Origin of the sequence: Sandaracinobacteroides sayramensis (assembly GCF_022014495.1) — a bacterium.
GTDB classification, from domain to species: Bacteria; Pseudomonadota; Alphaproteobacteria; order Sphingomonadales; family Sphingomonadaceae; genus Sandaracinobacteroides; species Sandaracinobacteroides sayramense.
Map to the genome: position 1 here is coordinate 265,882 of NZ_JAKLSQ010000001.1, position 25,509 is coordinate 291,390.

The 25,509-nt window shown below is 66.7% G+C and carries 17 protein-coding genes; 3 read left to right on the forward strand and 14 right to left on the reverse strand.

The annotated features are described in order from the left end of the window. Positions 1-69: 69 nt before the first annotated feature. The 3 genes from L6Q21_RS01140 to L6Q21_RS01150 all read right to left on the reverse strand — a co-directional run bounded on the left by L6Q21_RS01140 (position 70) and on the right by L6Q21_RS01150 (position 9,457). Positions 70-4,704 (reverse strand): hypothetical protein, encoded by a 4,635-nt coding sequence (locus L6Q21_RS01140; RefSeq protein WP_237828569.1) that lies wholly within the window; start codon positions 4,702-4,704, stop codon positions 70-72. A gap of 352 nt (positions 4,705-5,056) precedes the next feature. Continuing rightward, on the reverse strand, positions 5,057-6,274 hold the full coding sequence (locus tag L6Q21_RS01145; protein ID WP_237828572.1) for a M64 family metallopeptidase: 1,218 nt from the start codon (positions 6,272-6,274) through the stop codon (positions 5,057-5,059). A 3-nt stretch (positions 6,275-6,277) separates the two neighbouring features. Continuing rightward, a complete protein-coding gene (locus L6Q21_RS01150; RefSeq protein ID WP_237828573.1) occupies positions 6,278-9,457 on the reverse strand; it encodes a CHAT domain-containing protein in 3,180 nt (1,059 codons plus the stop codon). A 206-nt stretch (positions 9,458-9,663) separates the two neighbouring features. On the opposite strand from L6Q21_RS01150, the gene L6Q21_RS01155 reads away from it, so the two are divergent. Then, a complete protein-coding gene (locus L6Q21_RS01155; protein ID WP_237828574.1) occupies positions 9,664-10,410 on the forward strand; it encodes a hypothetical protein in 747 nt (248 codons plus the stop codon). Positions 10,411-10,426: 16 nt separating this feature from the next. Next, positions 10,427-12,904, forward strand: a complete 2,478-nt coding sequence (locus L6Q21_RS01160) for a caspase family protein (protein WP_237828578.1) — start codon at positions 10,427-10,429, stop codon at positions 12,902-12,904. A 308-nt stretch (positions 12,905-13,212) separates the two neighbouring features. Here the strand turns inward: L6Q21_RS01160 and L6Q21_RS01165 are convergent, their stop codons facing one another. From L6Q21_RS01165 to L6Q21_RS01215, 11 genes are all read right to left on the reverse strand, one after another. Then, positions 13,213-13,851 (reverse strand): DUF4230 domain-containing protein, encoded by a 639-nt coding sequence (locus L6Q21_RS01165; RefSeq protein ID WP_237828580.1) that lies wholly within the window; start codon positions 13,849-13,851, stop codon positions 13,213-13,215. Beyond that, entirely contained in the window at positions 13,845-14,723 is an 879-nt protein-coding gene (locus L6Q21_RS01170) for an MBL fold metallo-hydrolase (protein WP_237828582.1), read from the reverse strand. Before L6Q21_RS01170 ends, L6Q21_RS01165 begins: the two co-directional genes overlap by 7 nt. A 52-nt stretch (positions 14,724-14,775) precedes the next feature. Beyond that, positions 14,776-15,168 (reverse strand): MerC domain-containing protein, encoded by a 393-nt coding sequence (locus tag L6Q21_RS01175; RefSeq protein WP_237828584.1) that lies wholly within the window; start codon positions 15,166-15,168, stop codon positions 14,776-14,778. 268 nt (positions 15,169-15,436) lie between these two features. Then, positions 15,437-17,044, reverse strand: a complete 1,608-nt coding sequence (gene nadB / locus L6Q21_RS01180; protein ID WP_237828586.1) for an L-aspartate oxidase — start codon at positions 17,042-17,044, stop codon at positions 15,437-15,439. A 3-nt stretch (positions 17,045-17,047) separates the two neighbouring features. Next, positions 17,048-17,980, reverse strand: coding sequence for an ABC transporter ATP-binding protein (locus L6Q21_RS01185; protein ID WP_237828589.1), 933 nt, complete (start codon positions 17,978-17,980; stop codon positions 17,048-17,050). After that, positions 17,977-19,401 (reverse strand): 3-isopropylmalate dehydratase large subunit, encoded by a 1,425-nt coding sequence (gene leuC / locus L6Q21_RS01190; RefSeq protein WP_237828592.1) that lies wholly within the window; start codon positions 19,399-19,401, stop codon positions 17,977-17,979. Before leuC ends, L6Q21_RS01185 begins: the two co-directional genes overlap by 4 nt. 46 nt (positions 19,402-19,447) lie before the next feature. Further along, the gene (gene mltG / locus L6Q21_RS01195; RefSeq protein WP_237828595.1) at positions 19,448-20,449 is read right to left on the reverse strand and encodes an endolytic transglycosylase MltG; all 1,002 of its coding nucleotides are present in this window, start codon (positions 20,447-20,449) and stop codon (positions 19,448-19,450) included. A 3-nt stretch (positions 20,450-20,452) separates the two neighbouring features. Beyond that, positions 20,453-21,700: a beta-ketoacyl-ACP synthase II gene (fabF, locus tag L6Q21_RS01200; protein ID WP_237828597.1), complete on the reverse strand. Its 1,248-nt coding sequence runs from the start codon at positions 21,698-21,700 to the stop codon at positions 20,453-20,455. A gap of 209 nt (positions 21,701-21,909) precedes the next feature. Further along, a complete protein-coding gene (locus L6Q21_RS01205) occupies positions 21,910-22,146 on the reverse strand; it encodes an acyl carrier protein (protein WP_237828602.1) in 237 nt (78 codons plus the stop codon). 127 nt (positions 22,147-22,273) lie between these two features. Further along, complete coding sequence (fabG, locus tag L6Q21_RS01210; RefSeq protein WP_237828604.1) at positions 22,274-23,008, reverse strand: 3-oxoacyl-[acyl-carrier-protein] reductase; 735 nt, start codon at positions 23,006-23,008, stop codon at positions 22,274-22,276. A 95-nt stretch (positions 23,009-23,103) separates the two neighbouring features. Next, the gene (locus L6Q21_RS01215; protein WP_237828934.1) at positions 23,104-23,994 is read right to left on the reverse strand and encodes an ACP S-malonyltransferase; all 891 of its coding nucleotides are present in this window, start codon (positions 23,992-23,994) and stop codon (positions 23,104-23,106) included. Between the two features lie 337 nt (positions 23,995-24,331). On the opposite strand from L6Q21_RS01215, the gene L6Q21_RS01220 reads away from it, so the two are divergent. After that, positions 24,332-25,420, forward strand: a complete 1,089-nt coding sequence (locus L6Q21_RS01220; protein ID WP_237828612.1) for a tetratricopeptide repeat protein — start codon at positions 24,332-24,334, stop codon at positions 25,418-25,420. The last annotated feature ends 89 nt before the right edge of the window (positions 25,421-25,509 follow it).

A 25,509-nucleotide genomic window follows, 5' to 3' on the forward strand; every position in this document is an offset into this window, starting at 1 on the left:
CACATTCCCATCGCCGGGATAACCACAGCGGCCGCTGTCGAAAGGCATCCATCTTGCGGCGCGGAGTTTTCAGGCCCGGCGAAGGCCCGAACCGACCGCGAACATCGCTGGCCCGACTCCCAGGATCAGCGGCATCAGCCGATCGAGCCCGACCCCTGCCGCCCAGCCCAGGCCGACCAGCACCAGGATTGCGACAGGCACAAGGATCGCAATCAGCCTGGAGGCGCGGTCCCACAGGCCTCGGGGCAATTCGCGTCTCCATTCGGCGATGGCTTCCGGCCGCTCGGCCTGCTGCACGAAGGCCCGGAAACTCTGGTTGACCAGTTGCGGGGCAGGATCGAGGCGCACCAGCCCGCGGCGGATCAGCGAGCGCATGGCCAGCGCCGCCTTGATGTTCACGACCCGGCCGTGGGCGAGGCTGTCGAGCAGGATGCGTTCGGCATGGGAGGAGGCCGCCCAGAGATGCTGATAATGTTCGATCAGATGCCCACGAAGAAAATCGATCGCCGCTTCCCGTGAGGCTGGCGCCACATCGAGCGCCCAGGCAAGAACGGGATCGAGGATTTTGCTCTGCAGATCCTTGGTGGATACCGGATATTCGGATTGGGACCAGTGTTCCCATTCTTCCAGCGTAACCAGCGACCGCCCCACGAGCGAGTCGATGATCGAGACCGGAAGCGTCTGAACTTCACCGATCAGCGCGCGCACGCCCTCTTGCTGGCTTGGGGAGAGTTTCTCCCACTTGTCGTGCAGTTCGGGATGCGCCTCCCAATAAGAGGCTGGAATGTCCTTTTTCCATTCATATTTCGGTATCCGCTCGAGCGAATAGGTGGTGAAATCCTCGAACAGCCGGCTCCAGCGCATCTGCTCGGTGCGGTTCACCGACATGTCCTTGCCATCCTCGCCGGATAGCTCGCGCTCATAGGCCTGGAGAATTCGGTCGAGCGGCGACAGATCTGTCATCACCACGACCCGCCCCGCACCCGGGGCATTTCTGGCGGCAGACAGTTTCTCGAGGATCGACAATGCCTGTTTGCGCAAGGAGGGCAGTTTCAGCGCCAGGTCGAGGCCGGTGACGACGACGGTCTTGCCCTGGAGCAGCGCCTGGCGAAATGGAAAGCTGGTCCGGCGTCGGCTGCCGGATAGCTCTTCGCCGAGGTCCAGCACTTCGCCGTCGCTCGCCAGTTCCTGCAATATCCCGACCTGGCCATTCAGAATGACGCTCATTCCCGCAAGATCGAGCTTGCCACCCTTGCGCTGGATGCGGGGATGCTCGACCGCCTCCAGCGGCACGCCGATCCCGAACAAGGCCTGGGCGGTCCCCGAGAGATTGCGGCCGAGGAGCGCCAGCAGCGCCAGCAGGCCGAGCAGCACGCCTACGGCTGCAGGCCAGTTCACCACGCCCCAGTTCAGGGTGACGGGCGGAAGGCTGAGGGGCCCTACAAGGCCGATTTTGCCGGCGCTTGCGCTGTCGGATGCCACGCAGAAGCGCTCGGGACTGGGGTTGGCCTCGTTCTTCGGTTCGATGGCCGGAGGGTTCGCTCGCGGGGATTTGCCGGGGTTTGCCTTGTCAGCCGTCGCCGGACTGCTTTTGGTCTTGTCCCCCTTCGACACACTGATATTGGCCTTCTCCACTTTCGCTTTCTTACATTTTGTCCGCGATAGGCTGGTGGAGCCGAAACCCGTTCTTTCCGCAAGCCAGCCGAGGAAACCGCCTGGAACTTCGGTGGCGGGATCGCCCGGTACCAGCTTTGCTGCCAGACCGACGGCGCCAGGCCAGGCAGGAGGCAAGACAGCGTCAAGTCGGGTGGCCTTCAATAGGGCGTCTTCCGGCACGGAAATCGCTGTCAGGCCGACAACCTCCATCTGCCGGCGTATGGCCCGCCCATACTCGTTCCAGGCACGCTTGTAATGGATGACCTCCTTGTCGATCATCTGCATGTTGGTGGCATGGCGGGCGCTGCTCCAGGATGCCGCCATCGGCAGGGGCCCAAGCGATACGAGGAGAGCGCACAGCAGCAGCATGTGCGCGCGCTCGTCGTCCGGTAGCAGCGCCTTTTGCGGCTTTGTTCCTTCAGCGCCCGATGGCCAACGCCCGATCAGGCTGGCCCATGCGCTGGCGGCAGCGGCCAGCGGCAACAGAACGGCAAGCCAGATGAGCCAAGGCCGCAACGATGGACAGGGCGCCACCCAGGACAGAATGAGCGCCAGCAAGCCCACAAGGCAGACAAGGCCGACGCACCGTGCGGCGGCCTGCGCGCGCGGCCGACTCCCCGGCACCGGCCACAGCCATGTCCAGATACTGTTGCCGCGAAAGGCAGCCACCCCCGCCAGCGCGGCGCCCGCGATCAGCGCGAGGCCGAACCAGGCGAAGGCCGCCAGAAGGGCCGTCTGGGCCACCGGGGTGTCCACGCCTGCCGCAGGGCGGTGAACCAGAAGAACCCAGGGCGTGCCTTGCAAGCGGCGAGCGGCAAACAGATGCGCTTCTCCGCCGTGATCGGCGACGAAGCTGCGGCTGCCTTCCTTAGTCTTCCCTGTCCTGTGGAAGGCCGTGCGGATTTCGGCGGTCCCGCGGCCGTCGATTGCCCGGGCGAGCGTGTCGATCCCGATCCGGCTGGGGTCCGAACCGAACAGATAGACAAGCTTCGGATCGGAGGCGTCGACGACGACGAAGCGCTGTTCGGGGGGCAAGGTGGGCGCAAGCAATGTGCGACTGACCGCCGTTACCAGAATGACCCCGCTTTTGGGCCCGCCTGATGCCGCAGCATCGGCACTTCCGTCCTCCGATGCGGTTTTCGCATCCCCAGGCGCGGACTCGCATGGCTTGAGGGAGACCTGCCCGTCGTTGCGCGTCTGCTTCTCATCGCGGACGTCGAACGGGATGGCAAAGGCCAGTTTGGCCACGCCATCGGCCTGGGAGCGAACCGCGCCGATCGTGTAGTTGCATGAGATATCCAGACCGGGGATTTTGCGGGAGTAGTCCTTTCCGGGCAACTCCCCACTCATCTCTCCGGCCATGGCCTGGCGGAAATAGGGCCGGCCGTCGATTCGGGCCCGTGCGCCGGAATGGCAGCGGTTGGCAACGGCCGGCATGTTGGGAAAGGCGCGGCCAAGCGGACCGTATAAGCCGACCACTTCGCGCAGCGGCCAGGCCGCTCCGGTTCGGAAGCCTTCCTTCAGACTTGGCAGGAGGTCCACATACTCGGCTGACAGCTGTTTCGCCGCGCCCGAACCGGTATCCGCGCCATCGGGAAACCGGCAGCTCCCCTCTGGAAGATTCACATGCGGGGAAACCCAGGGATGGCTTGTCGAAGCGACGCGGGTAGCGGCAATCGGCAACGACAGGATCGCCTTTCGCTCCCGCTCGAAGTCTTCGGCCAGCCTGTCGGCGGTGGCGGCAAGCGAGGCCTGCGCCCGGGCATGGCTTCGCAGCAGGTCGAACGAGAACAGGGCGAGAAGGGTCAGCAGCGCCGAGACCGCCAGCAGCCCGAAGATGGCGGCGGCGACTTCGGCAGGGTGCAGGTCTCCGGCAGGGCCCAGGTAGCGAAGCTTGGCCACCGGCACCAGCAGGATGGCGATCAGCAGCAGCAGGGAGGCCAGCATCACGGTGTCGCGCGAAAGCTCGAGCGTGCGCGAACGAACATCCTCGGCCCGGACCAGCCCCACCAGAAGACAGGCATCGTTCCGGCCCTGCAAGGAGTCCGGGCTCGAAGACTCTCTGTTATTGTCAGACTTCTTCGAGGTCTCAGCTATCCTTGAGGTTTCACGGGCATCCCCGTTCGTTCCCCCTCCACCGCAGGACTCCAGCGTCCAGGCGCCTGCAAAGCGCAGGGGCCGGAAATAGGCGACATAGGATTCGCCGGCGACATTCACCGACAGTGGCCGGCCGGCGCGCAGGGCCCGCTGCACGGCCTCTTCCCGTTCGCGGCGGATGTCGTCGCTGCTGCGGTCGACTCCGGGCTTCCCGGCTACGGTGGAAACCGCCTTCAGCAACGCTTCTTCCTGATTCCTGCCGAGCACCGGCAATATGTCCTTCACGTCCAGCACCGGAAGCGAACGGCCGCCAAGATTGGCGACCACCCGGTTGCTGGTGTCGATCAGCATCACCGCCTCCATGTTCGGCGCATTCGAGGCGATGGCGCCAAGATCGGTGACAGGCTGCTCGACCGTGAAATTGAGGACGAGGCAGGCGGGATCGATCAGCTTTGGCTTGTCCCTCGACTCGCTCAGCTTCCAGCGGCCTTTGGGTTTGTCCTTGCCCGCTGCTTCCAGCTCCTCTTTTGAAAGCTCATAATAGACGACAGTGCTGCTCTTCAGCACATGTTTGCGCGCTTTTTCGTCGCGAACTGTTCCTTCCAGCAATTCGAGCGCATTGTCGTCGTCGAAGGCCTGCAAATCGCCGAGGGATTTGCTTGCCGCCATGTCGTCATACCAGAGGTCGGCGAGGGGGAGGGCGCCGACGAGGCGCAGGGTGGGGCGGCTTTCGAAGCGGAAGACCGCGCGATAAAGGCCATCGGGGTTGCGATCGGTATCGCCGCGCCTTGTGCAATTTCCGGCAGCATTCAGCTGATAGCCGATCCGGATGATGCCTTGGTCCGGGTGGTGAATCTCGGTGGCCGGGAAGACGCCGCGGTCCCGCACGTGCGGATCGGGATGCAAGGTGATCCGGTCCGGCAGAAAGTTCGTCCGGGCGATGCTCTCCATCGAGGAGGGCCATTGTTCCAAGGTCTGGCCCACGATGTCGAGCGCGCGGTAGTTGCGGGCATGTTCGGCCGAAAGCCAGTCCTGGCCGCGGACATAGAGGCTGATGGCGGCCCCGACTCCCAGCACGAAGGCGGCAATGGCGAAGACCCTGAGCCATTGAACGAAGCGGCCGGGCGCGGCACGCGCCGGCTGCTTGCCATCGCCGTCGGCAGCCGCGGTCATGCGGGAAGTCCGGTTGCAAGAGCCGTTCCATTTTCGAGCATGTACCCCGTCACGATCAAGGCCACCCCCTGTTGCTCAGTAACTCCGCGTCAGGACATCCACATATCTGCTCGCCGAGGCTCGGCCCCCCTTAGAGGTGCGGCGTCAGCTTTCGTTCGATCACCCGGACACAGACCGGGCAGAAATCCGCATTCAGATCGCGCATCCGGCAGCTGAAGGCAGGCCGATAGCGCAGATGGTCGCTGTACATCGCGCCCTCATAGGCACCCACCTTGTGATCCGGCTGGTCGGCGGGCGTGGGCACAGGCGTGCCCGGCGCCACAAGATCGCCCCATTTCAGCGTCGCTGGCGTAAAGGGGCCCGACACATTGGGGAGGACAGGCTCGCCGTCGCTCTCATAGCCACTGGCGGCGGAATATTCGTCGGCAAGGCCGAACAGGCTGTGTCCCAGCTCATGCACCAGCACGCCCTGCATGGACTGCGGATCGCAGCTGACGACCGCGCTCGCCCCGCCCGAGCCGCCATAACGTGGGCTGTTCACGATCACGATCGCCTGCGCCCGCCGCCGGCCGGCCACATTCGATACCTGCCTGCCGACTTTGCGCTCGTCGACCAGAATCACCCGCTCGTCAGCAGCGGCGCTGCGCCAGCGTGCCCCGAGGGGCGTGTTCCCGGCCTTGTGGCTTATGCCGCTGGCCTTTGACGGCAGCAGCAGCTTCACGGGCGCCAGGGCGCGCAACAGCGGCTGCAGGCTGGGCAGGCTCTCGAATGCCCGCAGACAATCGTCTGCCGCTGCATCGAACTTCGCGGCCTCCGCGCTGGTGAACGCTTCGGCGATTAGGATCAGAAGCAGCGCGCGGGGATTGTCATGCCCCCAGCGCGCGATCGGAACCGCCCGGTGCTGCCCGCGCTCGCCTTCGTTCGGGATCAGTTCCAGGGTGAAAGCCCCCGCCCGGGAGCGGCTGTCCAGCCTGTCGCCATCCCCCAGACGAAGGGTGATACGGGTTCCCGGCCCGTACCAGGGCACTTCGAACGAGGCCGTGCGCGGCCCCGCCTCGGCCGAACGGGTCAGCGTTCCGTCCTCCGCGCCCACTTCATGCCCCAGCCTTGGGTCTGGCAGCGGAAACAGGAAGGCAGGCTCGCGGCCCTGAGGCGCATGAACTTCCAGCCAAGCGCCGGCCGGCTCTACGGGCAGGTCGAAGTCTATCAGCGGCGGCGGCCCGTCGAGCAGCCGGACCGACAGGATCTTGCCCGTGAAGCCGTCTCCGCCGGGGCCATAAGAGAGAGTCACGCTGGCGGCGTCTGCCTGCTCGGGTGGGCCCGGGTCGGGGACATATTGGCCGGGCATCGGTCACTCCCGCTCCAGAAGGGTGAAGTCCGGGTCGCCATAGAAGACATAATTGGCCCAGTCGGGCAGCGAGGCGTCCAGCAGCGCCCGGCGCCCGGCAAGCACCGCCGCGTTCAGCGATTCATGCGCTGCGACCGCGCGGTAGAAGCTGTTGGCGAACATGCAGGCGGCGCTGTCCCCCACCTTCCAGTAGGTGCCGACGAAATTGCCCACCCCGTTCCGCAGCAGAACCTCGGCGACGCTCGACTGTTCCATGGCCTGATCTGCCATACGCATGGTGGTTGCACCCTCTTCCCCGCGCACGCGCGCCGCTTCGCAAGCGTTGAAGAAGATCAGCGCGGGCAGTTTCCCGAGGTTCATCGCGTGTCGCCCCGTGAACACCTGGCCGCCGGAAAGCTGCAACCCCCCGTCGTTCCGGTTGATCCTGTCGAAATAAGCGTGGCCGGCATAGTGCAGCACATCGATCCCGCCTTCCGTAAGGGCCTGCAGAACCGCGTTCAATGTTGCCGCGCCCTGGCGCAGTTCCTTGACCAGATGGAAGCTGCCCGGCTGGGCGGCCGCGAGGGCCACAAGCGCATCGGCCTCGCGCATGGCCCCCGGCAGGTCCGTGGTCGGGTCGGCGACCAGAAGGATCCTGAGCGGGCTGTCCTTCTCGCGGGCGGCGTTCCATTTGGCGATCGAGCGGTTGGGCACCAGATAGCGGTGGCTGAGCCCGCCCTTCAGCGCCGGGGCGGCTCCCTCGACATGCAGCGTCTCCCAGGGGATGGGGGAATCATACTCGCCATGCACCACGGCCAGATGCGTATCTCCCAGCTCCGCCAGCGTAGTTCCCACGTCTGGCGGAAGCCCCATCTCGGCCAGCTTCGCGCCGAAGGTCTGCACCCCCTTCAGGCTCCGGCGCGCGCTATCCAGTTCGTCCAGCAAGCTTTCCATCGCCCGGGGGCTTGCAGGCTGGGGCTGCCATGCGGCGGCGGCGGCCGTCGGCCGCGGCAGGATCAGCGCGGCATGGGTTCGCCGTTCGTCTTCCAAAGCGGTGCCGGGCTCTCCGGGGCGCTGTGTGAGGAACAGATAGGCGCGCGGGTTGATCGCCTGGCGCGCGGGCGAGCGCTGCCGCTCGACAAGCGTTCCCTCCTCCACCACCAGTTCGATCTCCTCGCAGAGCTGCGAGGTGAGGATGGTGCGAAGCCATTCGCGTATGTCGGCGATTCGGTCCGGGTTGTGGTCGCAGAAGGTGACGGAGCGGAAGCGGTTCCCGGGCTGCTCGCGGAAGGCGGTGATGAAGCCCTGGAGCAGATGGCCGAAACTGTCTTCCGTCCAGTGCGCCGTGCTGGTTCCAAGAGGCACCATTGCCATCTCGTCGAGCCCGGCCGCGATCATGGTGCGCATCAGGCTCGCGCCAACCGCATCCATCGTCTCGGTGGCGAAGCTGGCAGGCGCTCCAAGCCCGACGAACGCGACTGCGCGCGCCCGCAACAGATGACCGCCATTGGGAAGGATGCCGACCTCCCCTACATTGGCGGAAAACATCCGATGCTGCAGCATGCGCCGCAAGGCGCCGTCCAGTTCTGCATCGACAGCCGCCGCAGCGCCCGCGGGGTCGATGCCGTTGAACAGGCCCAGGGCAAAGCAATCGGCCGCGCAGTCCAGCAGATTGCCATGCCGTAGCTGGATTTCCAGCCGGAGCGGTGCGCCAGCCCCTACCGAGAAGCGCGCGCGGCTTGCCTTGCGGAAGCGCGGAAGCGGCGTGGCTGCCAGGGCGGGAGCGGCGGCATCCTTCGGTTTCAGCTGCCCGATGTTCGCGGCAGATTCGCCGGCCGCCGTGGCGATGAACGGACTTATGGCCCGCAGCAGCGCCTCCTCGTCGGCGATGGCCGTATCGGGCCTGGGCAGCGCCTGGGTGAGGGCCGCCATCCGATAGGCCGTCGGTGGTGGTGGAGAGCTGTCGAGATCTGGTGCCTGGCCCCTCAGAATGGCCGTGACCGCTCGCGCCAGCGAGGGCATGAGCGGCATCCGGGCATGTTCGGCCTGCACATACCAGATGCGATCGGCGCCCTTCCACGCGGCCGATGCAGTTGGCACGGTGCCGTCGCCGTCGCCGGGGAAATAGTCGATTCGACCGGTTGCGCTGGTGGTTGCCGCTCCGACGGCTGTCGATTGCCCGGTGCCGACGATGGCGATGGTTTCCGCCCCCGGCAGCTTTGCCGGCAGGCTGTCGCGCAACGCCCTTGCAGCCGCAAGCGCCGGAGCCGATGGCCGGACGATCGATGCCGGCCAATTGGCGGCGGAGGTGAAATCCGGGGTGCGCAGGATGTCCGGGTCGGGCAGCATCCCCACCAGGCCCTGGAAAGCCGCGAACAGCTGCGCGAGGCCGCGGGCATCGCGCGTCCCGTCGACGCGGTCCAGCCACTGCACGACATCGCTCGACTGGTCGAACGCCCTGGTCACCGCGAACGAGCCGTGCTGCGGGCTGCCGAGCGTGACGAGCCGCGTCACCGGCCCGCGGTTCCGGCCAAGGGCGACCCGGGCGACAAGGCCCCCCATGCTGTGCGCGACCAGCATCACCGGGCCGCGTTCCTGCGCCAGGCTTTGCAGCAGCCTGTCTGCAAGGGTCCCGATGTCGAGGCGCCAGTCGAAGGGGTGGAAGTCCGCGTTGAACCCCGCCAGCCGCAGATGCTGGCGCAGCGGCCAATAGCTGATTCCGATAACGCCCGGCGAAAACACCTCGTCCGTCGCGTCCATCCCGATGCGGCCGAGCTTGCCGTGCACGATGTCCCATGGATCTATCCAGATGAGGTCGGAGCGGGCCCCCTTGCGGACCGCCAGCTGCGACCCGAGAATCCCCGGCAGGATCAGAACCCGCGGGCCAGACCGGCTGCGGACGTCGCTTTGCGCTGCCAGCTGTTTCAGCGCGGCCAGTTCCTCGGGCGGGACCATTCCGGCCAGTTGCGCGTCCAGCGCGGCTTCGGCTGCTGGCCGGGCACCCTGCCGGCTGCTCGCGTCGGCGCGAAGCAGATCTCCGAAAGCGTCGGCGTCCAGCTCCAGGATGGAAGGCGAACGGCCGGGCGGCTTATCGTCGTCCAGCATCCGCGCCGAAGCGTCCGCCGCTTTCCGGCGCGTTTTGCCTTTGCCCTCCATTCCCCCGCCGATGGCCCGCCTGCCACCGGTGCGGCGCTTGTCTGCCATGATTTGCCCCCCGACTGATCGGCCGGTGTCAACAGCGCTGCAGGATCACTCTGCCCGAAAAAGCCCCACGGGCATGATCCGATGTCAGTATCGCAAAATATCAAAAGTTAATGGGCAAGGAAAGTGTATTAAATGCCCCCTCGATCTCGCTTGAAAAGTCCTGGTCCTTTTGGAAGAATGCTGGCGTGGTTTGCAGGGGGATCATCATGACAACGGAGTCGGTCGCTCAAATCTACGCCCTCGATCTGATGCTGGAGCCGGCGATCGACTTCGGCATCCAGCGTTCGAAAGACTTTTCCGATGGCGCCGCCTCGGCTGCGGTCAATGGCTCGTCGGTCGTCGCCTTCAGCCAGGGCATCCCCCTCCAGACGCAGGAGGATATCCTCTATTCGATGCAGATCGCGGCCGCCTCCGCCAACAAGAAGGCCAACCGGCAATCGAACATCGAAGGCTGGTACATCGAATATATCCGCGTGCTGGAGCTGACGGGCTGGGTCATCCGGAATTGGGCGCCGACTCGCAGGTCGATCGACGAGGCCGAAGTGGATGTGGCCGAGGTCGCGCTCGACCTGTTGGCGACCGCCATCACCGGGCCTGCGCTGGTGGTCATGAAGGCGGCCGTCGATGCGATGAAGTCCATGTCGGACGACGATGGCTACATCCGCCTGTTCGAACATTATGGGGCCGATGGCAGCGTCGGCAATTTCCAGCTCGGCGCGGTCGAGGAGGGGGCGGCCGGCGATCTCAACCTGGGGCTCGGCGCTTATCAGTTCACGATGAGCGAGCGGAAGAAGAAGATCCTGTTCATCAAATGGCGCAAGCAGGAAGTGAAGTTGTGGGGCGGGGCTTGTAACGCGGTCTTCAGCCGTGCGGCCTATGACGACGTTCGCCAGGCGGTGAAGGACAAGCTGGGGCCATCCCGCCAGGACGCGGTTGCCCGGCTGGACATCTGAAGGCGGCTGAAGGGCCTTGCCCCGGTCCCTCTCGCAGTCTCTTGCGATTGTCATCGGGATCGATGCCTATGAGCCCGAATTTGCCAGCCTCAGGGGCGCGGTGGCCGATGCGCACGACATTGCGCTGTGGCTGCTGCAATCGGGCGAGGTTTCGGCGAACCGCTTGCACTTGGGGCTTGCCCCGACCGACCGCTCGCCGCCGCTGCCAGAGGCCCTCGCGCAATGCCGGGCTTTTACGCCCGACATCGACGGGCTTGACGAACTGCTTTGCGACCTGCTGGCGAACTACGAAGCGCCGGCAGAGGCGAAAGCGCGCTTTCCCCGCCTGATCTTCAGTTTTTCCGGGCATGGGGCGATTTCGGCCAATCCAGTCTATGAGGCGGAGGCGCTTGGGCTTGCGGGCTTTTCGGGCAGGCGCTGGCGGCGCGCGCTGGAATTGCAGTCATTGTTGCAGACGCTGCGTGCCTTTCCGGCCACGGAGCGCCTGGTCTGGATCGACGGCTGCCGGTCCGCCGTAAATGCCGACACGGCGCAATTCGGTCGGCTTGCCGATGCGAGAAGAGGCGACGAGGCCGTGCTTCGCGAACATGTGCTTCGCGCCACGACGGTCGGGCGCAAGGCCGCGGAAACGGGCAATCGCGGGCTGTTCACCCGACATCTGGTGGAAGGGCTGAAAGGTGCCGGCGATGCAAAACGCTGGGATCCCGACCTGTTCGACGGCGCCGGCGGCTATGCCGTGCGCTGGAACGCGCTTGTCGACCATGTCGCGAACGCCGTCGCGACAAGCCATGCCGCCGCTCGTCAGCAACTCGTCAGCCGGTCGGGCGAGGCAAGCGGAGGCAGCGACCCGCTGCTTGCGACCTTCCGGGCCGAAACTTTCGGCGCCGAGGAAGTGGCTTTGGTGGCCGTCGCGGAAAGCGGAGCCGCGGCAGACACGGTGCTGCTGGTCGGGCGGCGCGACCAATCGTTCGACGAAGTGCGCCACAGCACACGCCCCGGCCAGGAGGTGCGCCTGAGACTTGCGCCCTCGGGCTGGACATTCGCAGCCTCCGCACCCGGCTGCATCGCCATGCCGCGCCTGAAGGCCGTGGCGGTTTATGGGCCGGGCCTCTCGGAGCGTTTCGTGCTGCTGCCCGACGATCCGGTGCGTGGCGGGGCGTTTCAGCTCGCAGCCCCGGAACCGACGGGCATCCGGCTCACCCTTGCCGGGCGGAAGATCGAGGAATTGGTGCCCTTGCCCCGGATCAGCATCCTGCACGACAGCGGCGCGACGATGCTGGATCCGGTGCTGCAATCGGGCGTGAATCCCTTGCCGCCCGGTCTGTATCGGGTGCGGATAGAAGCCGCCGGAGGGCAGGCGGCCGAGCACTCGGTTGCGGTGGAGAAAGGGCGCACCACGAGGGTCGAACTGGAGCAGCCGGGCCGGCCGGATAGCGCATCGGCCGAAATGCTCATGCGGATGGGAAGGCCCGTGGCAGCAGACGGCTTTGCCATGCCGTCGGAGGCGGCGGGCGAACTGTTCGACATTTCGCTTGCGACCACGGCGCTGCTTGCCTCTGCGGGCAGGCAATTGGGCCGGGCGGGTAGCCTTGATGCGCTGCAACTGGGCCTGCTTCCCGATCCTGCCTCAACGACCGGACTTGAAGTGCTGATGGTGAATTCCCGCCTGGAGCCCGATTTGGAGCCCGGCAGCGTTGCGCCCCGTGCCAGGCTGCCGCGGGCGCGGCTGTGGGAAATGGCCCGCAAGAACGATGGCCTTGACGCGCGGCTTCGGGCGTCGCCCGGCGAGCCCGCCTTTTCTTCCGCTGGTTTCGCGGCGGGCCCCGGCCCCTGGTGGCTGGAATTGCAGGACGCAGACCGCGAGGCCCGGCGCGGGTTCAAACTGGCAACCGCGGTGTTCGCCGAACATGTGACGCTCGTGCTGCGCGACCGGCTGCAGACCGGCGGGGTGGCGATCCTGCAGATGGCCCTCCCGCGCAGAGCCGAGCTTCGGGCTGGCAATGTGCGGACGGCGTTGCAGGGACTGGTGAAGGCCGAGGCGTTTCAGCGCGCGCGGGCGCAAGGGCGCGACCCCCTTGCCGACCCGCAACTGGCCGGCCTTGTTTCAGGCAGCTGGTTCGAACCCTTCTCTGCCCTGCTGGCGGGCGCGGCCCTGCTGGATGCGGGAGAGGCCGCCCGCCCGATGCTGGATACGCTGCTGATGCGGATTGCGGAGCAGCGTATCGACGGACCGGATCTGGCCGTGCTGAAAGCGGCCGTGACACCGGATCCGGCGCAGGAGATGGCGCTGATCCGCGACGCGCTGGGGATGCGTGCGGCACCCGTCGTCGATCGCTTGCTTGTCCGTCTGGCGGCCTCTGCCAGTCGGTTGCGGCTGTTCGGGAAAGAGCAGCGCTGGGTCGCGGAAAAGCGTTCACAATCCGTTGGCCATCGTCTGTGGACCATGCGCCGGGAAGACGACAAACGCCGGGCCGGCATGCCCGATCTGGGGTAGTCCCCGGAGTTTCACGAAGCGCGGCGACAGCTATCGAACGCAGCGGTCCGCAGCCGGGCAGTTCATTGCCCCGCAGGAGAGAATCCCACTACCGGGTCTCCGCCGCATCCACGGCGCTTGGTCGGCTTTGCCACGCCAGCATCTCCCCGCCTGGCGAGCGGCCGTCACACAAGCAGCTGGATGGAAATCGAAGCGTGGCAGAGGATAGACTTGACGAAGCGAAAACTCCACTTCTTCCGCAATTACAGTATCATGGCGCGCGCGCTCGCATCATAGCAAGGAGCAAGCCGAAGCCCGCCGTCCCGAGCCTAGCGCGTCACCACCACTTTGGGATTGGAATGCCCGGCCGCCACCAGCGGCGCGCGGAACAGGGTGGCGAGGGCGTCGTCGGCGGAATTGTCGGCCATCTGCATCAGGTCGCGGGAGGCGGCCTGGCCCTTGAACAGGGCTGGCGCCTTCTGGCGATTGTCCTTTTCGAGGTTCCGCTGCACGTCCGTCAGCAGGCTGGCGATATTGCCGTCGGAATAGGTCTGCGCATGCTCCCATTCTATGACGGGCGGGCCGGCTTCCACCGGCGGGCGGCGCACCGTCAGCGTCCGGGTGTCGGCATTCCAGTCGAGGTCGGACTGGGCGAGGCCGGAGAGGTCCACGGAATAGTCCACGCGCGCCGGCAGGATCACCGTCTGCCGCGTGGTGGCGACCGTGACCGGGCCGAGCGTCGTGTCGCGGGCGGAGGTGACCGGGGCGACGAGGCGCGCCGTCAGCACCACCAGCCGGTTCTGCTTGCGCACGGAGACCAGCATGGCGCCGAGGAAATCGCGATCCTTGCAAAGGCCGATCGCGCGACACGCCTCGTAGCGGCGCTGCGGACCAGCCGCGAGCGCCAGGGCCGCCAGCACCAGCGCGATCACCCCCACCCAGGCGAAAACACGTCTCAGCGTCAGCATGGCTTCCAATTCTCTCCGTCACGCTGCACGCGGCTGCGGGATTCGAGGTCGATCAGATGCGCCAGCACGCTGCGCTCGGCCGCCGGCCAGAGGCGCGGATCGACGGGCGCATACATCTGCGCGACCATGTCCGGGATTTTCGCCACGCCTTCGGCCAGCAGCTTCAGTATCTGCGTCTCGCGCTGGCGGCGGTGGGCGATCAGCCCGCGCACGAAGCGCTGCGGTTCCTCGACCGCCGGGCCATGCGTCGGGAAATAGCGCTTGTCGCCCCGCTCCAGCAGAAGCTGCAGGGAGCGCATATAGGCCGCCATGTCGCCGTCCGGCGGCGCCACGACCGTGGTGGACCAGCCCATCACATGGTCGCCGGAGAACAGGATTCCCTCCTCCTCCAGCGCGAAGCAGAGATGGTTGGACGTATGTCCGGGCGTGTGCACGGCCCTCAGAGTCCAGTCGGGGCCTTGAAGCGCCTCACCGTCCGCCAGCACCTGGTCCGGCGCATAGGTCCGGTCGAAGGCGGCGTCGGCGCGCGGGCCATCGTCCGACAGGATGAGCGGCGCGCAGCCGGCGACCTTGCCGCCCAGCCGCGCCTTCAGCGGCGCGGCGCCCGGGGAATGGTCGACATGGGTGTGGGTGATCAGATGATGGGTCACTTCTTCCCCCTCGACCGCCGCCGCGACAGCCTCCAGATGCGCCTCGTCGGCCGGGCCCGGGTCGATGATGGCGATCTTGCCATTGCCGACGATGTAGGTTCCGGTGCCGGTGAAGGTGAAGGGGGAAGGGTTGGGCGCCAGCACCCGCCGCACCAGCGGGCTCAGTCGCTCCACCCGGCCATAGGGGGCTTCGGCCACCAGCTTGTCGAAGGTGTCGTTCACGACTGCGATGCCTACAGAGCAGCAGCCCTGCGCACAAGCTCAACCGGGCGAATCAGACCTGCCGGGCTTTCCAGTTCCGCCAATGGGCGAAGGCGACCACAAGCCCGCCCGTCACCGTCAAAGCCGATTCGATCGGGCCAAATCCATGGGCCAGCGCACCCGCGGCCATCAACGCGAAGCCGGCAAGCGCCAGCCACCAAGGGTAACGATTGCCATGCGCGTGCGCCCCGCGCCAGAGCGCATAGACCGAGACCGGCGCCGCAAGCGCGATCAGCAGCCAGTGCATCCAGACAGGGCCATGCACCAGCTCGTCCACAAGCCCGACCGCCAGCATGGGGGAGATCGCCAGCGCCAGCGGCAGCAGCAGGCAATGCACGAGGCACAGGCTGGAAAGCAGCGCAGACGTGCCGTCGAGAGAAGCGCTTTCCTTATGGTGAAGTTTCACGTGCCCAAGGCCTCAATTGTCGTTGGGAATGTGTGATAATGTATCATAACCGCCTCGTCAACGGGATTCGGGAGGCGGCAGCACGCTGGTTCGAATGGGCCGCGCCCCATTCGTCACCCCGGGCTTGACTTGGGGTCTAGCTTTCTTCTTGAAGCGCTTTGCCCAGGCAAAGCTGGACCCCGGGTCAAGCCCGGGGTGACGAGGTTGGGCGACCGCTGCGCTCCTAATCGAACCGACCACGAAGAGGCGGCCGCCCTACGGCGAGGCTTCAGGCGGCGCCGGGGTAGAGGATGGTGTCGCGCGGCGGGTCCGAAAGGCCGGGATAATCGGTGGTGAAATGCAGGCCCCGGCTTTCCTTGCGCTCGCGCGCGGAGCGGACGATGAGGTCAGCCACCTCAACCAGGTTGCGGAGTTCCAGCAGGTCGGGCGTCACGCGGAAATTGCCGTAATATTCCTGGATTTCCGATCGCAGCAGCCCCACGCGATGCGCGGCCCGCTCCAGCCGCCGGTCGGTGCGGACGATTCCGACATAGTCCCACATGAAGCGGCGGAGCTCGTCCCAATTGTGCGTCACCACCACTTCCTCGTCCGACGAGGTCACCCGGCTTTCGTCCCATGGGCGGATGTCGGCGGGCGGCGGCGTCTCCTCGAAGCGGGCGAGGATCTCGTCCGCCGCGCTGGCGCCGAACACCAGGCATTCCAGCAGGCTGTTGGAGGCCAGCCGGTTGGCGCCGTGCAGGCCCGACTGGCTGACTTCGCCGATGGCGTAAAGGCCGGCAAGGTCGGTCCGCCCCTGCAGGTCCACCAGCACGCCGCCGCAGCTGTAATGGGCGGCGGGCACCACGGGGATCGGCTGCGTCACTGGATCGATCCCCAGTTCGCGCAGGCGCTTCACGATGGTCGGGAAATGCTCTTCCACGAAGCCGGCGGGCTTGTGCGTCATGTCCAGCAGCACGTGCGGGATGCCCAGCCGCTTCATTTCCGCGTCGATGGCACGGGCGACGACATCGCGCGGCGCCAGTTCCTTGCGCGCGTCATGGCTTCCCATGAAAGCGGTGCCGTCGGGCAAGCGCAATATGCCGCCCTCGCCGCGCATCGCCTCGGTGATGAGGAAGTTCTTCACCCTGGGGTGGTAGAGGCAGGTCGGGTGGAACTGGTTGAATTCCATGTTGGAAACCCGGCAGCCCGCGCGCCAGGCCATGGCGATGCCGTCGCCGGTCGAACCGTCCGGGTTGGTGGAGAAGCGGTAGACGCGCGAGGCGCCGCCGGTCGCCAGCACCACCGCGCGCGCCAGCAGCCGGCGCACATGGCCCGACGCCCGGTCCAGCGCGTAAAGCCCCATGGCGCGGCGGCCGGCGAAGCCATGGCCGGCGGCGTGGCGTTCGGTGATGATGTCGATCGCCACCTGGTCGGGCAGGAAGCGGATCAGCGGATTTTCCAGCGCCGCCGTCTCCAGCGCCTTCTGCACCGCCCAGCCGGTCGCATCGTCCACATGCACGATGCGCCGCGTGCTGTGCCCGCCCTCGCGCGTCAGATGCCAGCGTTCGGAAACCGTCTCGCCGGGGTTGAAGGGCACGCCCAGCGCCGCCAGCCGCTCGATGGCGGGGGCGGCGTGCTCCACCACGAATTCCACCGCCCGCCGGTCGTTCAACCCCGCGCCGGCCACCATCGTGTCTTCTATATGGCTCTCGAAGGTGTCGCCCGCGTCGAGCACGGCAGCGATCCCGCCTTGCGCCCAACTGGTGGAGCCGGCGGAAATCCCCGCCTTCGACAGCATCAGCACCTGCCGTCCGCCAGCCGCGACGTTCAGCGCGGCGGTCAGCCCGGCGGCGCCCGAGCCGATGACGATCACATCGGCTTCGATGAGGTCAGGCAATCGCTATCCTTTCGCGGCTTCCAGCGGCGTGCCGGTCAGGTCCAGGAACACATCCTCCAGATCCGCCTCGCGGGTGGTCACGTCCACCACCGGGTGACCGGCCTCCTGCAGGCGGGCGAGGATCGCGCCCGCCTTCACCGTCTGCTTGTCGTAGAGAATGTCCAGCCGGCGGCTGTCGAGAAGCGTCACCCGCGTGGCGCCGGCGATTTCGGGCGGCTGCTGCAGATCATGGTCCAGCGTCACCTCCACCCTCTTGTCCTGCGCCTGGGACAGCAGATTGTCCTTGTCGGTGTCGATGACGATTCGGCCGTGGTTGACGATGGCGATCCGGTCGCAAAGCTCCTCGGCTTCCTCCAGATAATGGGTCGTCAGCACCACCGTCGTGCCGCCCGCGTGCAGCTCGCGCACATAGGCCCAGAGCATCTGCCGAAGCTCGATGTCGACCCCGGCCGTCGGCTCGTCGAGGATGAGGACCGGCGGGTTGTGCACCATCGCCTTGGCGATCAGCAGCCGCCGCTTCATCCCGCCCGACAGCGTGCGGGTATAGACATGCGCCTTGTCGTCCAGCCGCACCTTTTCCAGCAGTTCCATCGAGCGGCGCTTCTCCGGCGGCACGCCGTAAAGGCCGGCCTGCAGCTCCAGCGTCTCGAAGGGGGTGAAGAAAGCGTCGAACAGCAATTCCTGTGGCACCACCCCGATCGACGCCTTGGCGTTGCGGGGGTGCTGGTCGATATCGAAGCCCCAGATCTCGGCGCTGCCGCCAGTCTTGCGCACCAGCCCGGCGAGGATGTTGATGAGGGTGGACTTGCCCGCCCCGTTCGGCCCCAGAAGCGCGAACATCGAACCCCGCGGAATCGCCAGATCGACCCCGTTCAGCGCGCGCTTGCCGCCGGCATAGGTTTTTTCGAGGCCCTTCAGGCGAATCGCAGCCGTCACTTCATCTGCCTCACATCGGTCAGCCGCCCCGTCACCGCCGCCGCCGCCGCCATCGCCGGCGACATCAGATGCGTGCGCGCGCCCGGCCCCTGCCGGCCGACGAAGTTGCGGTTGGACGTGGACGCGCAGCGCTCGCCCGAAGGCACCCGGTCCGGGTTCATGCCGAGGCACATGGAGCAGCCCGGCTCGCGCCATTCGAAGCCGGCCTCGACGAAGATGCGGTCCAGCCCCTCCGCCTCCGCCTGCCGCTTGACGAGGCCGGAGCCGGGCACCACCAGCGCCTGCCGCACATTGGCGGCGACATACCGGCCCTCCACCACCAGCGCGGCGGCGCGCAGATCCTCGATCCGGCTGTTGGTGCAACTGCCGATGAAGATATTCTCCACCGGCACATCCTCCAGCCGGGTGCCGGGCGTCAGGCCCATATAGGCCAGAGACTTTTCCGCCGCCGCCCGCTTCGACGGATCGTCGAAGCTGTCAGGCGAAGGCACGATGCCGGTGACGGCGACCACATCTTCCGGGCTGGTGCCCCAGGTGACGAGCGGGGCGATCGCCGTGCCGTCCAGCACCAGCTCCCGGTCGAACCGGGCGCCCGCGTCGCTGGGCAACTGCCGCCACCAGGCGATCGCCTTTTCGAGATCGGCACCCTTTGGCGCGCGCGGGCGACCGGCCACATAGGCGAAGGTCTTCTCGTCCGGCGCGACGAGGCCGGCGCGGGCGCCCGCCTCGATCGACATGTTGCAGAGCGTCATCCGCCCTTCCATCGAAAGTGCCTCGATCACCGCGCCGCGATACTCCAGCACATGGCCGGTGCCGCCCGCCGTGCCCATGGCGCCGCAGATCGCCAGCGCCACATCCTTGGCGGTGATGGAGTAACCGAGGCTGCCGTTCACGGTGACGGCGAAATTCCCCGACTTCTGCAACAAAAGCGTCTGCGTCGCGAAGACATGCTCCACTTCCGACGTGCCGATGCCGAAGGCCAGCGCTCCCAGAGCGCCGTGCGTGGAGGTATGACTGTCGCCGCAGACCATCGTCAGGCCGGGAAGGGTGAAGCCCTGTTCCGGGCCGATCACATGCACGATGCCCTGTTCCGGGGCATCAATCTCGAAATATTCCACGCCGAACTCGGCGCAATTGGCCTTCAGCGCCGCCAGCTGCGCGACCGATTCGGGGTCGGCGATGGGCTGGCTGCGGTCCGTCGTCGGCACATTATGGTCGGGCACGGCCAGCGTCAGATCCGGCCGGCGCAGGCGGCGGCCGGCGGACTTCAGCCCGGCGAAGGCCTGCGGTGTCGTCACTTCGTGGATCAGATGCCGGTCGATGAAGATGAGGCTGGTGCCGTCGTCGCGCGAGGCGACGACATGATCGTCCCAGATCTTGTCGTAAAGCGTGCGTGGTGCGGTGGATCGAGGGCCAGACATAGGGCTCTGGCGTTAGGCCCCTATCTCACCCCAGGTCAAGCGGCCGTCAGATGCCCTTCTCGCGGCGGTACTGCCGCCACTTTTCCACATTCGCCTGATGCTCTTCGTAGCTGCGGGCGAAGGCGTGCCCGCCCGAGCCGTCCGCCACCATATAGAGATAGTCGTGCACCTCCGGATCGACGACCGCCAGCAGGCTTTCCCGCCCGGGATTGGTGATCGGCCCTCTGGGAAGGCCCTGCATGCGGTAGGTGTTGTAGCCATTCTCGGCCTGCAGTTCCGACTGGCGGATGCGGCGCTTCAGCGGCTTGCCCTGCGTCACCGGATAGATGACGGTCGGGTCGGCCTGCAGCGGCATGCCGGCCTTCAGCCGGTTGCTGTAAAGCCCGGCGATCCGCCGGCGCTCGCCCGCCGCCCCGGTTTCCTTCTCGACGATGGAGGCGAGGATCACCGCTTCTTCGATGGACTTGACGGCGATATTCTCGGAACGCCGTTCCCAGATGCCCGCCAGCTCGGCGTCCATCGCCACCTGCATGCGCTTCAGCACATCCTCGCGGCTTTCGCCGATCTTCGCTTCATAGGTGGCCGGCAGCACGCTGCCCTCGGGCGGCGGCGCCACCTCGCCCTTCAGCCGGCCGACGGCGTTCAGCCGTTCCGCCACCATCACGCTCGGCATGCCTTCGGGAATGGGAATCCGGACCACCAGCGTGTCCCCACGCTTCATCCGCTCCAGGATGGAGCCCCAGCCCTCGCCCTCGAAGATGCCATAGGTGCCGAACTGGATTTCCCGATCGTCGCCGATGGTGCGGGCGAGCAGTTCGAACAGCTCCGCCGACTCCACCACGCCGGCGGCTTCCAGCCGCTTCGCCACTTCCCGGATGGAAGCGCCGCGCGGGATTTCCACTTCCACCCGCTGGGCGCCCGGCACCGGGGCGCGGCGCCACATGGTCGCCGTCCAGACGCTGACCGTCAGCATCGCCAGCAGGCTGAGGACGGCACCCCAGACCAGCCAGCGCGACTGGCCCGCGGCCTTGGTGCCCCCCTCGCCCATGCGTCAGACCTTCCTGAAAACGACCGTCGCGTTGGTGCCGCCGAAGCCGAAGCTGTTGTTCAGCACGGCTTCCACCTTGCGCTCCTTCGCCGTCCAGGGAACCAGATCGACGCCCTCCGCGCCATCGCACGGGTCTTCGAGGTTGAGCGTCGGCGGCACCACCTGGTCGCGCAGCGCCAGCAGGGTGAAGATGCTTTCCACCGCGCCCGCACCGCCCAGCAGATGGCCGATGGCGGACTTGGTGCTGCTCATGGAAAGCTTGCCGATATCGGCCCCGAACAGCCGCTTCACCGCGCCCAGTTCCAGTTCGTCGCCCATCGGGGTCGAGGTGCCATGGGCGTTCACATAGTCGATGTCGCCCGGGTTCAGCCCGGCGCGCTTCAGCGCCATCTGCATCGAACGGAAGGCGCCCGAGCCTTCCGGGTGCGGCGCCGTCACATGATAGGCGTCGCCGGAAAGGCCATAGCCCACCACTTCGCCAAGGATTTTCGCGCCGCGCTTCTTCGCCCGCTCATATTCCTCCAGCACGACGATGCCGGCGCCTTCGCCCATCACGAAGCCGTCGCGGGCCTTGTCCCATGGGCGGCTGGCGCGGTGCGGCTCGTCGTTGAAATTGGTGGAGAGCGCCCGCGCCTGGGCGAATCCGGCGATGCCGATCGGGCAGATGGTCGCTTCCGCGCCGCCCGCCACCATCACATCGGCATCGTCCAGCGCGATCAGCCGCGCCGCGTCGCCGATGGCGTGGGCGCCGGTGGAGCAGGCGGTGACCACGGCGTGATTCGGCCCCATCAGCCCGTAGCGGATCGAGACCTGCCCGGAGATGAGGTTGATGAGCCGCCCATGCACGAAGTGGGGGCTGACGCGGCGGGGTCCGCGCTCGTGCAGCACGATGGCTTCCTCGGCGATTCCCGGCAGGCCGCCGATTCCCGAACCGATGAGCGTGCCGGCGCGCAGCCGCTCCTCCTCGGGCATGTCCGTCAGCCCGGCGTCTTCCAGCGCCTGCCCGGCGGCGTCCAGCCCATAGACGATGAAGGGATCGACCTGCCGCTGGATCTTGTGGTCGACGCGCAGGTTCGGGTCGAAATCCTCGGGCTTCACTTCGCAGGCGATGCGGCAGCTATAGTCCGTGGCGTCGAAGCGGGTGATCGGGCCCGCGCCCGATTTTCCGGCGATCAGCCGGTCCCACGTCTGCTGAACATTCCCGCCCAGCGGGGTCACGAGCCCCAGGCCCGTCACGACAACGCGGCGCATGCCTTTCTCCTGATTCTCTCTATTTCACTCCGCGCGGCCTTTTGCCGGTCCGCGCCCTCACCATCCGCATAGCTTGCGGATGGGAAAAGGAAAACCGCGCGAAAGCGCCATCGCTTTCGAAACCGGCGGCCCCCGAAAACAAACGGCCCCGGGGAATCGAATCCCACGAGGCCGTCAGCGGGCCGCGCGACGGCGGCCCGGCCACCTGTTTACTTGCCGTTGGCCGCGATGAAGGCGATCGCGTCCTTCACCGTCAGAATCTTTTCGGCCGCGTCGTCGGGGATTTCCACGCCGAACTCGTCCTCGAAGGCCATCACCAGCTCGACCGTATCGAGGCTGTCAGCGCCCAGATCGTCGATGAAGCTCGCCTCTTCGGTCACCTTCTCGGCTTCCACGCCCAGATGCTCGACCACGATCTTCTTCACCCGTTCGGCGACGTCGCTCATTCCTCTAACCCTTTCGCTCGGCTGCCAGCCCCTCCCAAAGAACCCCCGGGGAAAAGCCTGGCCCGTCGTTTGTGCCCAATCGCACTAGCCGTCTGCTTGCCCCCATGCAAGCGGCAGCGGACAGCCATCAGGCCATGTGCATGCCGCCATTCACATGAATCGCCTGCCCCGTCACATAGCCGCCTTCGTCGCTCGCCAGCCACAGCACGGCGGCGGCCACATCGCCTCCGTCGCCGAAGCGTCCGGCCGGAATCCGCTCGAACATCTTTGCTTTCTGCTCCTCGTTCAGCGCATCCGTCATCGCCGAGCGGATGAAGCCCGGGGCCACGCAATTCACCGTCACGCCCCGGCTCGCCACTTCGGCGGCGAGGCTGCGGGTCATGCCCTCCAGCCCGGCCTTCGCCGCAGCATAGTTCGCCTGCCCAGGATTGCCGATGGAGCCGACGACCGAACTGATCGAGACGATCCGCCCATGGCGCGCCTTCATCATCGGCCTGAGCGCCGCGCGCGACAGGCGGAAGGCCGCTTCCAGGTCCACCTTCAGCACGGCCGCCCAGTCCTCGTCCTTCATCCGCATGGCGAGACCGTCGCGGGTGATCCCGGCGTTGTTCACCAATATGTCGAGCTGCCCCAGCTTTTCGACCGCCGCCGGCACCAGCGCCTCGACTTCCTCGGCAACATCCAGCCGGCAGGGCAGGATTTCCGCCCCGCCCAATTCGTCGGCCAGCGCCTTCAGCGCCTCCTCGCGCGTGCCGGACAGCGCCAGCTTCGCGCCTCGTGCCTTCAACGTGCGGGCGATGGCGCCGCCGATGCCGCCCGATGCGCCGGTCACCAGCGCGGTGCGCCCTTCAAGGTTGAACATTCTGGTTTCTCCTCGCATTTTCTCGGGCGCTTGCGGCGCTGCGCGCCGGGGTTGTTTCGCTCCCCTCCGCTTCGCGGCGGAGGGTTGCGGACAGTCTAGAGGGCCTTCAGCACCGCCTCGATATCATCGGGCTTCTGCACCGACAGATTCTGGATGTCGGGGGCGATTCGCTTCACCATCGGCCCCAGCACCTTGCCGCCCAGTTCCACCAGCCGGGTAACGCCGGCCGCCGCCATCGCCTCCACCGATTCGCGCCAGCGCACGGTTGCCGTCACCTGCGTGACTAGCAGGCCGCGAATCTCCGCAGGGTCGGAAACCGGGGCGGCCGTCACATTGGCATAGGCCGGCACCAGCGGCGCCAGCAGCGCCGCCGTTTCCAGCGCTTTTGCCATGGCCTCGGCGGCGGGCTGCATCAGCGGGCAGTGGAAGGGCGCCGAAACCGGCAGCAGCACCGTCATGCGCGCGCCCTTGGCCTTCGCCAGCGCCATCGCCCGCTCGACGGCGGCCTTGTGGCCCGAAACCACCACCTGCCCCGGCGCATTGTCGTTGGCGATGGCGCAGATCTCGTCGCCAGCCGCCTCGGCGGCGATCGCCCGCACATCGCCGATCGAAAGCGCCAGGATCGCGGCCATGGCCCCTTCGCCCGGCGGCACCGCCGCCTGCATCGCCTCGCCCCGCAGGCGCAGCAGCCGGGCGGTCTCGGCCAGCGGCAATGCCTGCGCCGCGGCGAGCGCCGAATATTCGCCAAGGCTGTGCCCGGCCACATAGCCGGCCTTTTCACTAAGGCGGATACCGCCTTCCTTTTCCAGCACCGCCAGCGCCGCAAGGCTTGCCGCCATGATCGCGGGCTGGGCATTCGCGGTCAGAGTCAGCGCTTCTTCCGGCCCTTCGAACATCAGGCGCGAAAGGCTCTCGCCCAGCGCTTCGTCCACTTCTTCGAAGATTTCGCGCGCGGCGGCGCTGGCGTCGGCAAAGGCTTTTCCCATCCCGACCGACTGGCTGCCCTGGCCGGGGAAAATGAAGGCTGTCGTCAAGGTTGTCTTGCTCGCATGATGTTTCAGGATGGCGGTTGCACTAGCGCATCCCGCCTTGCTGTCAAAACTGTCCGTCTCAGCAGAATGCGCCATCTGCACATCTGAGCTTTTCAGAGTGGAAGCCTTCCCTTATGACTGGCAGTCGGACTTTAACCAGGGGGCTCATATTCCGGCTGTTCAGTCTCACGCCAGATATGGCGTGGCAGAAGGAAGCTGTTGCCTTGAGGCATGAGAAGAAAGGTCGTCAATGAAGCTGATTTCGAGGCTTTCGCTTGCTCTCTCGCTCGGAATGGCAACTGCCCTTCCGATGGCAGGCGTTCCGCTTCTGTCGGGCGCAGCCATGGCGCAGGCACTTTCTCCCGCAGTCGGCAAGCCGTTGCAGCAGGCGTCCAACGCCGCCAAGGCCGGCAACAACTCCGCCGCCCTCAACTATGTGAATCAGGCGCGCACCGCCGCCAAGACCCCCACTGAGCGCACCAAGGTCGCGCAGATGGCGGCCTTCGTGCACACCCGCAGCGGCCAATATGCGCAGGCGGCGGCCGAACTGGAGCGGATCAACGCCCCGGCCAGCCAGCTCGCGCCGCTCTATTATCAGGCCCGCCAGTACGACAAGGCGATCGCCACAGCCCGCAAGTCCGGACAGACGACCATCGTCGCCCAGTCCTATCTGCAGCAGGGCAAGCCGGCCGAAGCCGCAAAAATCTACCAGGACATGCTGGCGAAGAACCCGAACAACCTGTCGGCGCTTCAGAACCTCGCCGGCGCCCAGTTCAAGATGGGCGACAAGAAGGCCTATATCGGCACCATCCAGAAGCTGATCCGCCTGGATCCGACGCCGGCCCGCTGGCGGGCGCTGCTGGTGGACATGAAGAATCAGCCGCAATCGCGCGATTCCAAGCTGGCGCTTTACCATCTGATGCGGGAAACCGGGAACCTCACCACCGCTGCCGATGTGCAGGAATTCGCCAAGGTCGCCATCGTTGGCGGCCAGTCGGGCGTGGCCGCAGACGTGGTGAAGACCGCGAGCGCCAGCGGCGTGATCCCGGCGGGCGACGCCACCACAGCGCGCCTGATCGACGCCGCCGGCAAGCGGCAGTCTGCAGCGCTCGCCGCCGCGCCCAACGCTGCCAAGGCACCGAACACCGCGCTTGCGGCGGGCAACGCCTATCTGGGCGCCGGCCAGTATCCGCAGGCCATCGCTGCCTTCACCACCGCGCAGAAAGGCCCGAATCCGGGCGAGGCGGCCCTGTTCAAGGGAATCGCCCAGCTGCGTGCCGGCAATATCGCCGCAGCCAAGGCGACTTTCGCGGCCGTGCCCAACGGGCCTGTTTCCGAAGTCGCCGGTTTGTGGCAGCTTTACGCCTCGACCAAGGGGTAAGATCCGGACCGCTCAGGCAAGCGTTCGGTTACGGGAGGGCACAGGTCCTCCGCCTTTTCGAACCATTAGGGGGGCTTCGGCCCCCCTTT

Coding starts and splice junctions, on each gene's coding strand:
- L6Q21_RS01205 (WP_237828602.1), bottom strand. CDS start 22,146: ATGAGCGACGTCGCCGAACGGGTGAAGAAGATCGTGGTCGAGCATCTG.
- fabG (WP_237828604.1), bottom strand. CDS start 23,008: ATGTTCAACCTTGAAGGGCGCACCGCGCTGGTGACCGGCGCATCGGGC.
- L6Q21_RS01220 (WP_237828612.1), top strand. CDS start 24,332: ATGGCAACTGCCCTTCCGATGGCAGGCGTTCCGCTTCTGTCGGGCGCA.
- L6Q21_RS01145 (WP_237828572.1), bottom strand. CDS start 6,274: ATGCCCGGCCAATATGTCCCCGACCCGGGCCCACCCGAGCAGGCAGAC.
- L6Q21_RS01150 (WP_237828573.1), bottom strand. CDS start 9,457: ATGGCAGACAAGCGCCGCACCGGTGGCAGGCGGGCCATCGGCGGGGGA.
- L6Q21_RS01140 (WP_237828569.1), bottom strand. CDS start 4,704: ATGGAGAGCATCGCCCGGACGAACTTTCTGCCGGACCGGATCACCTTG.
- L6Q21_RS01165 (WP_237828580.1), bottom strand. CDS start 13,851: ATGCTGACGCTGAGACGTGTTTTCGCCTGGGTGGGGGTGATCGCGCTG.
- leuC (WP_237828592.1), bottom strand. CDS start 19,401: ATGTCTGGCCCTCGATCCACCGCACCACGCACGCTTTACGACAAGATC.
- L6Q21_RS01155 (WP_237828574.1), top strand. CDS start 9,664: ATGACAACGGAGTCGGTCGCTCAAATCTACGCCCTCGATCTGATGCTG.
- L6Q21_RS01215 (WP_237828934.1), bottom strand. CDS start 23,994: ATGGGAAAAGCCTTTGCCGACGCCAGCGCCGCCGCGCGCGAAATCTTC.
- fabF (WP_237828597.1), bottom strand. CDS start 21,700: ATGCGCCGCGTTGTCGTGACGGGCCTGGGGCTCGTGACCCCGCTGGGC.
- mltG (WP_237828595.1), bottom strand. CDS start 20,449: ATGGGCGAGGGGGGCACCAAGGCCGCGGGCCAGTCGCGCTGGCTGGTC.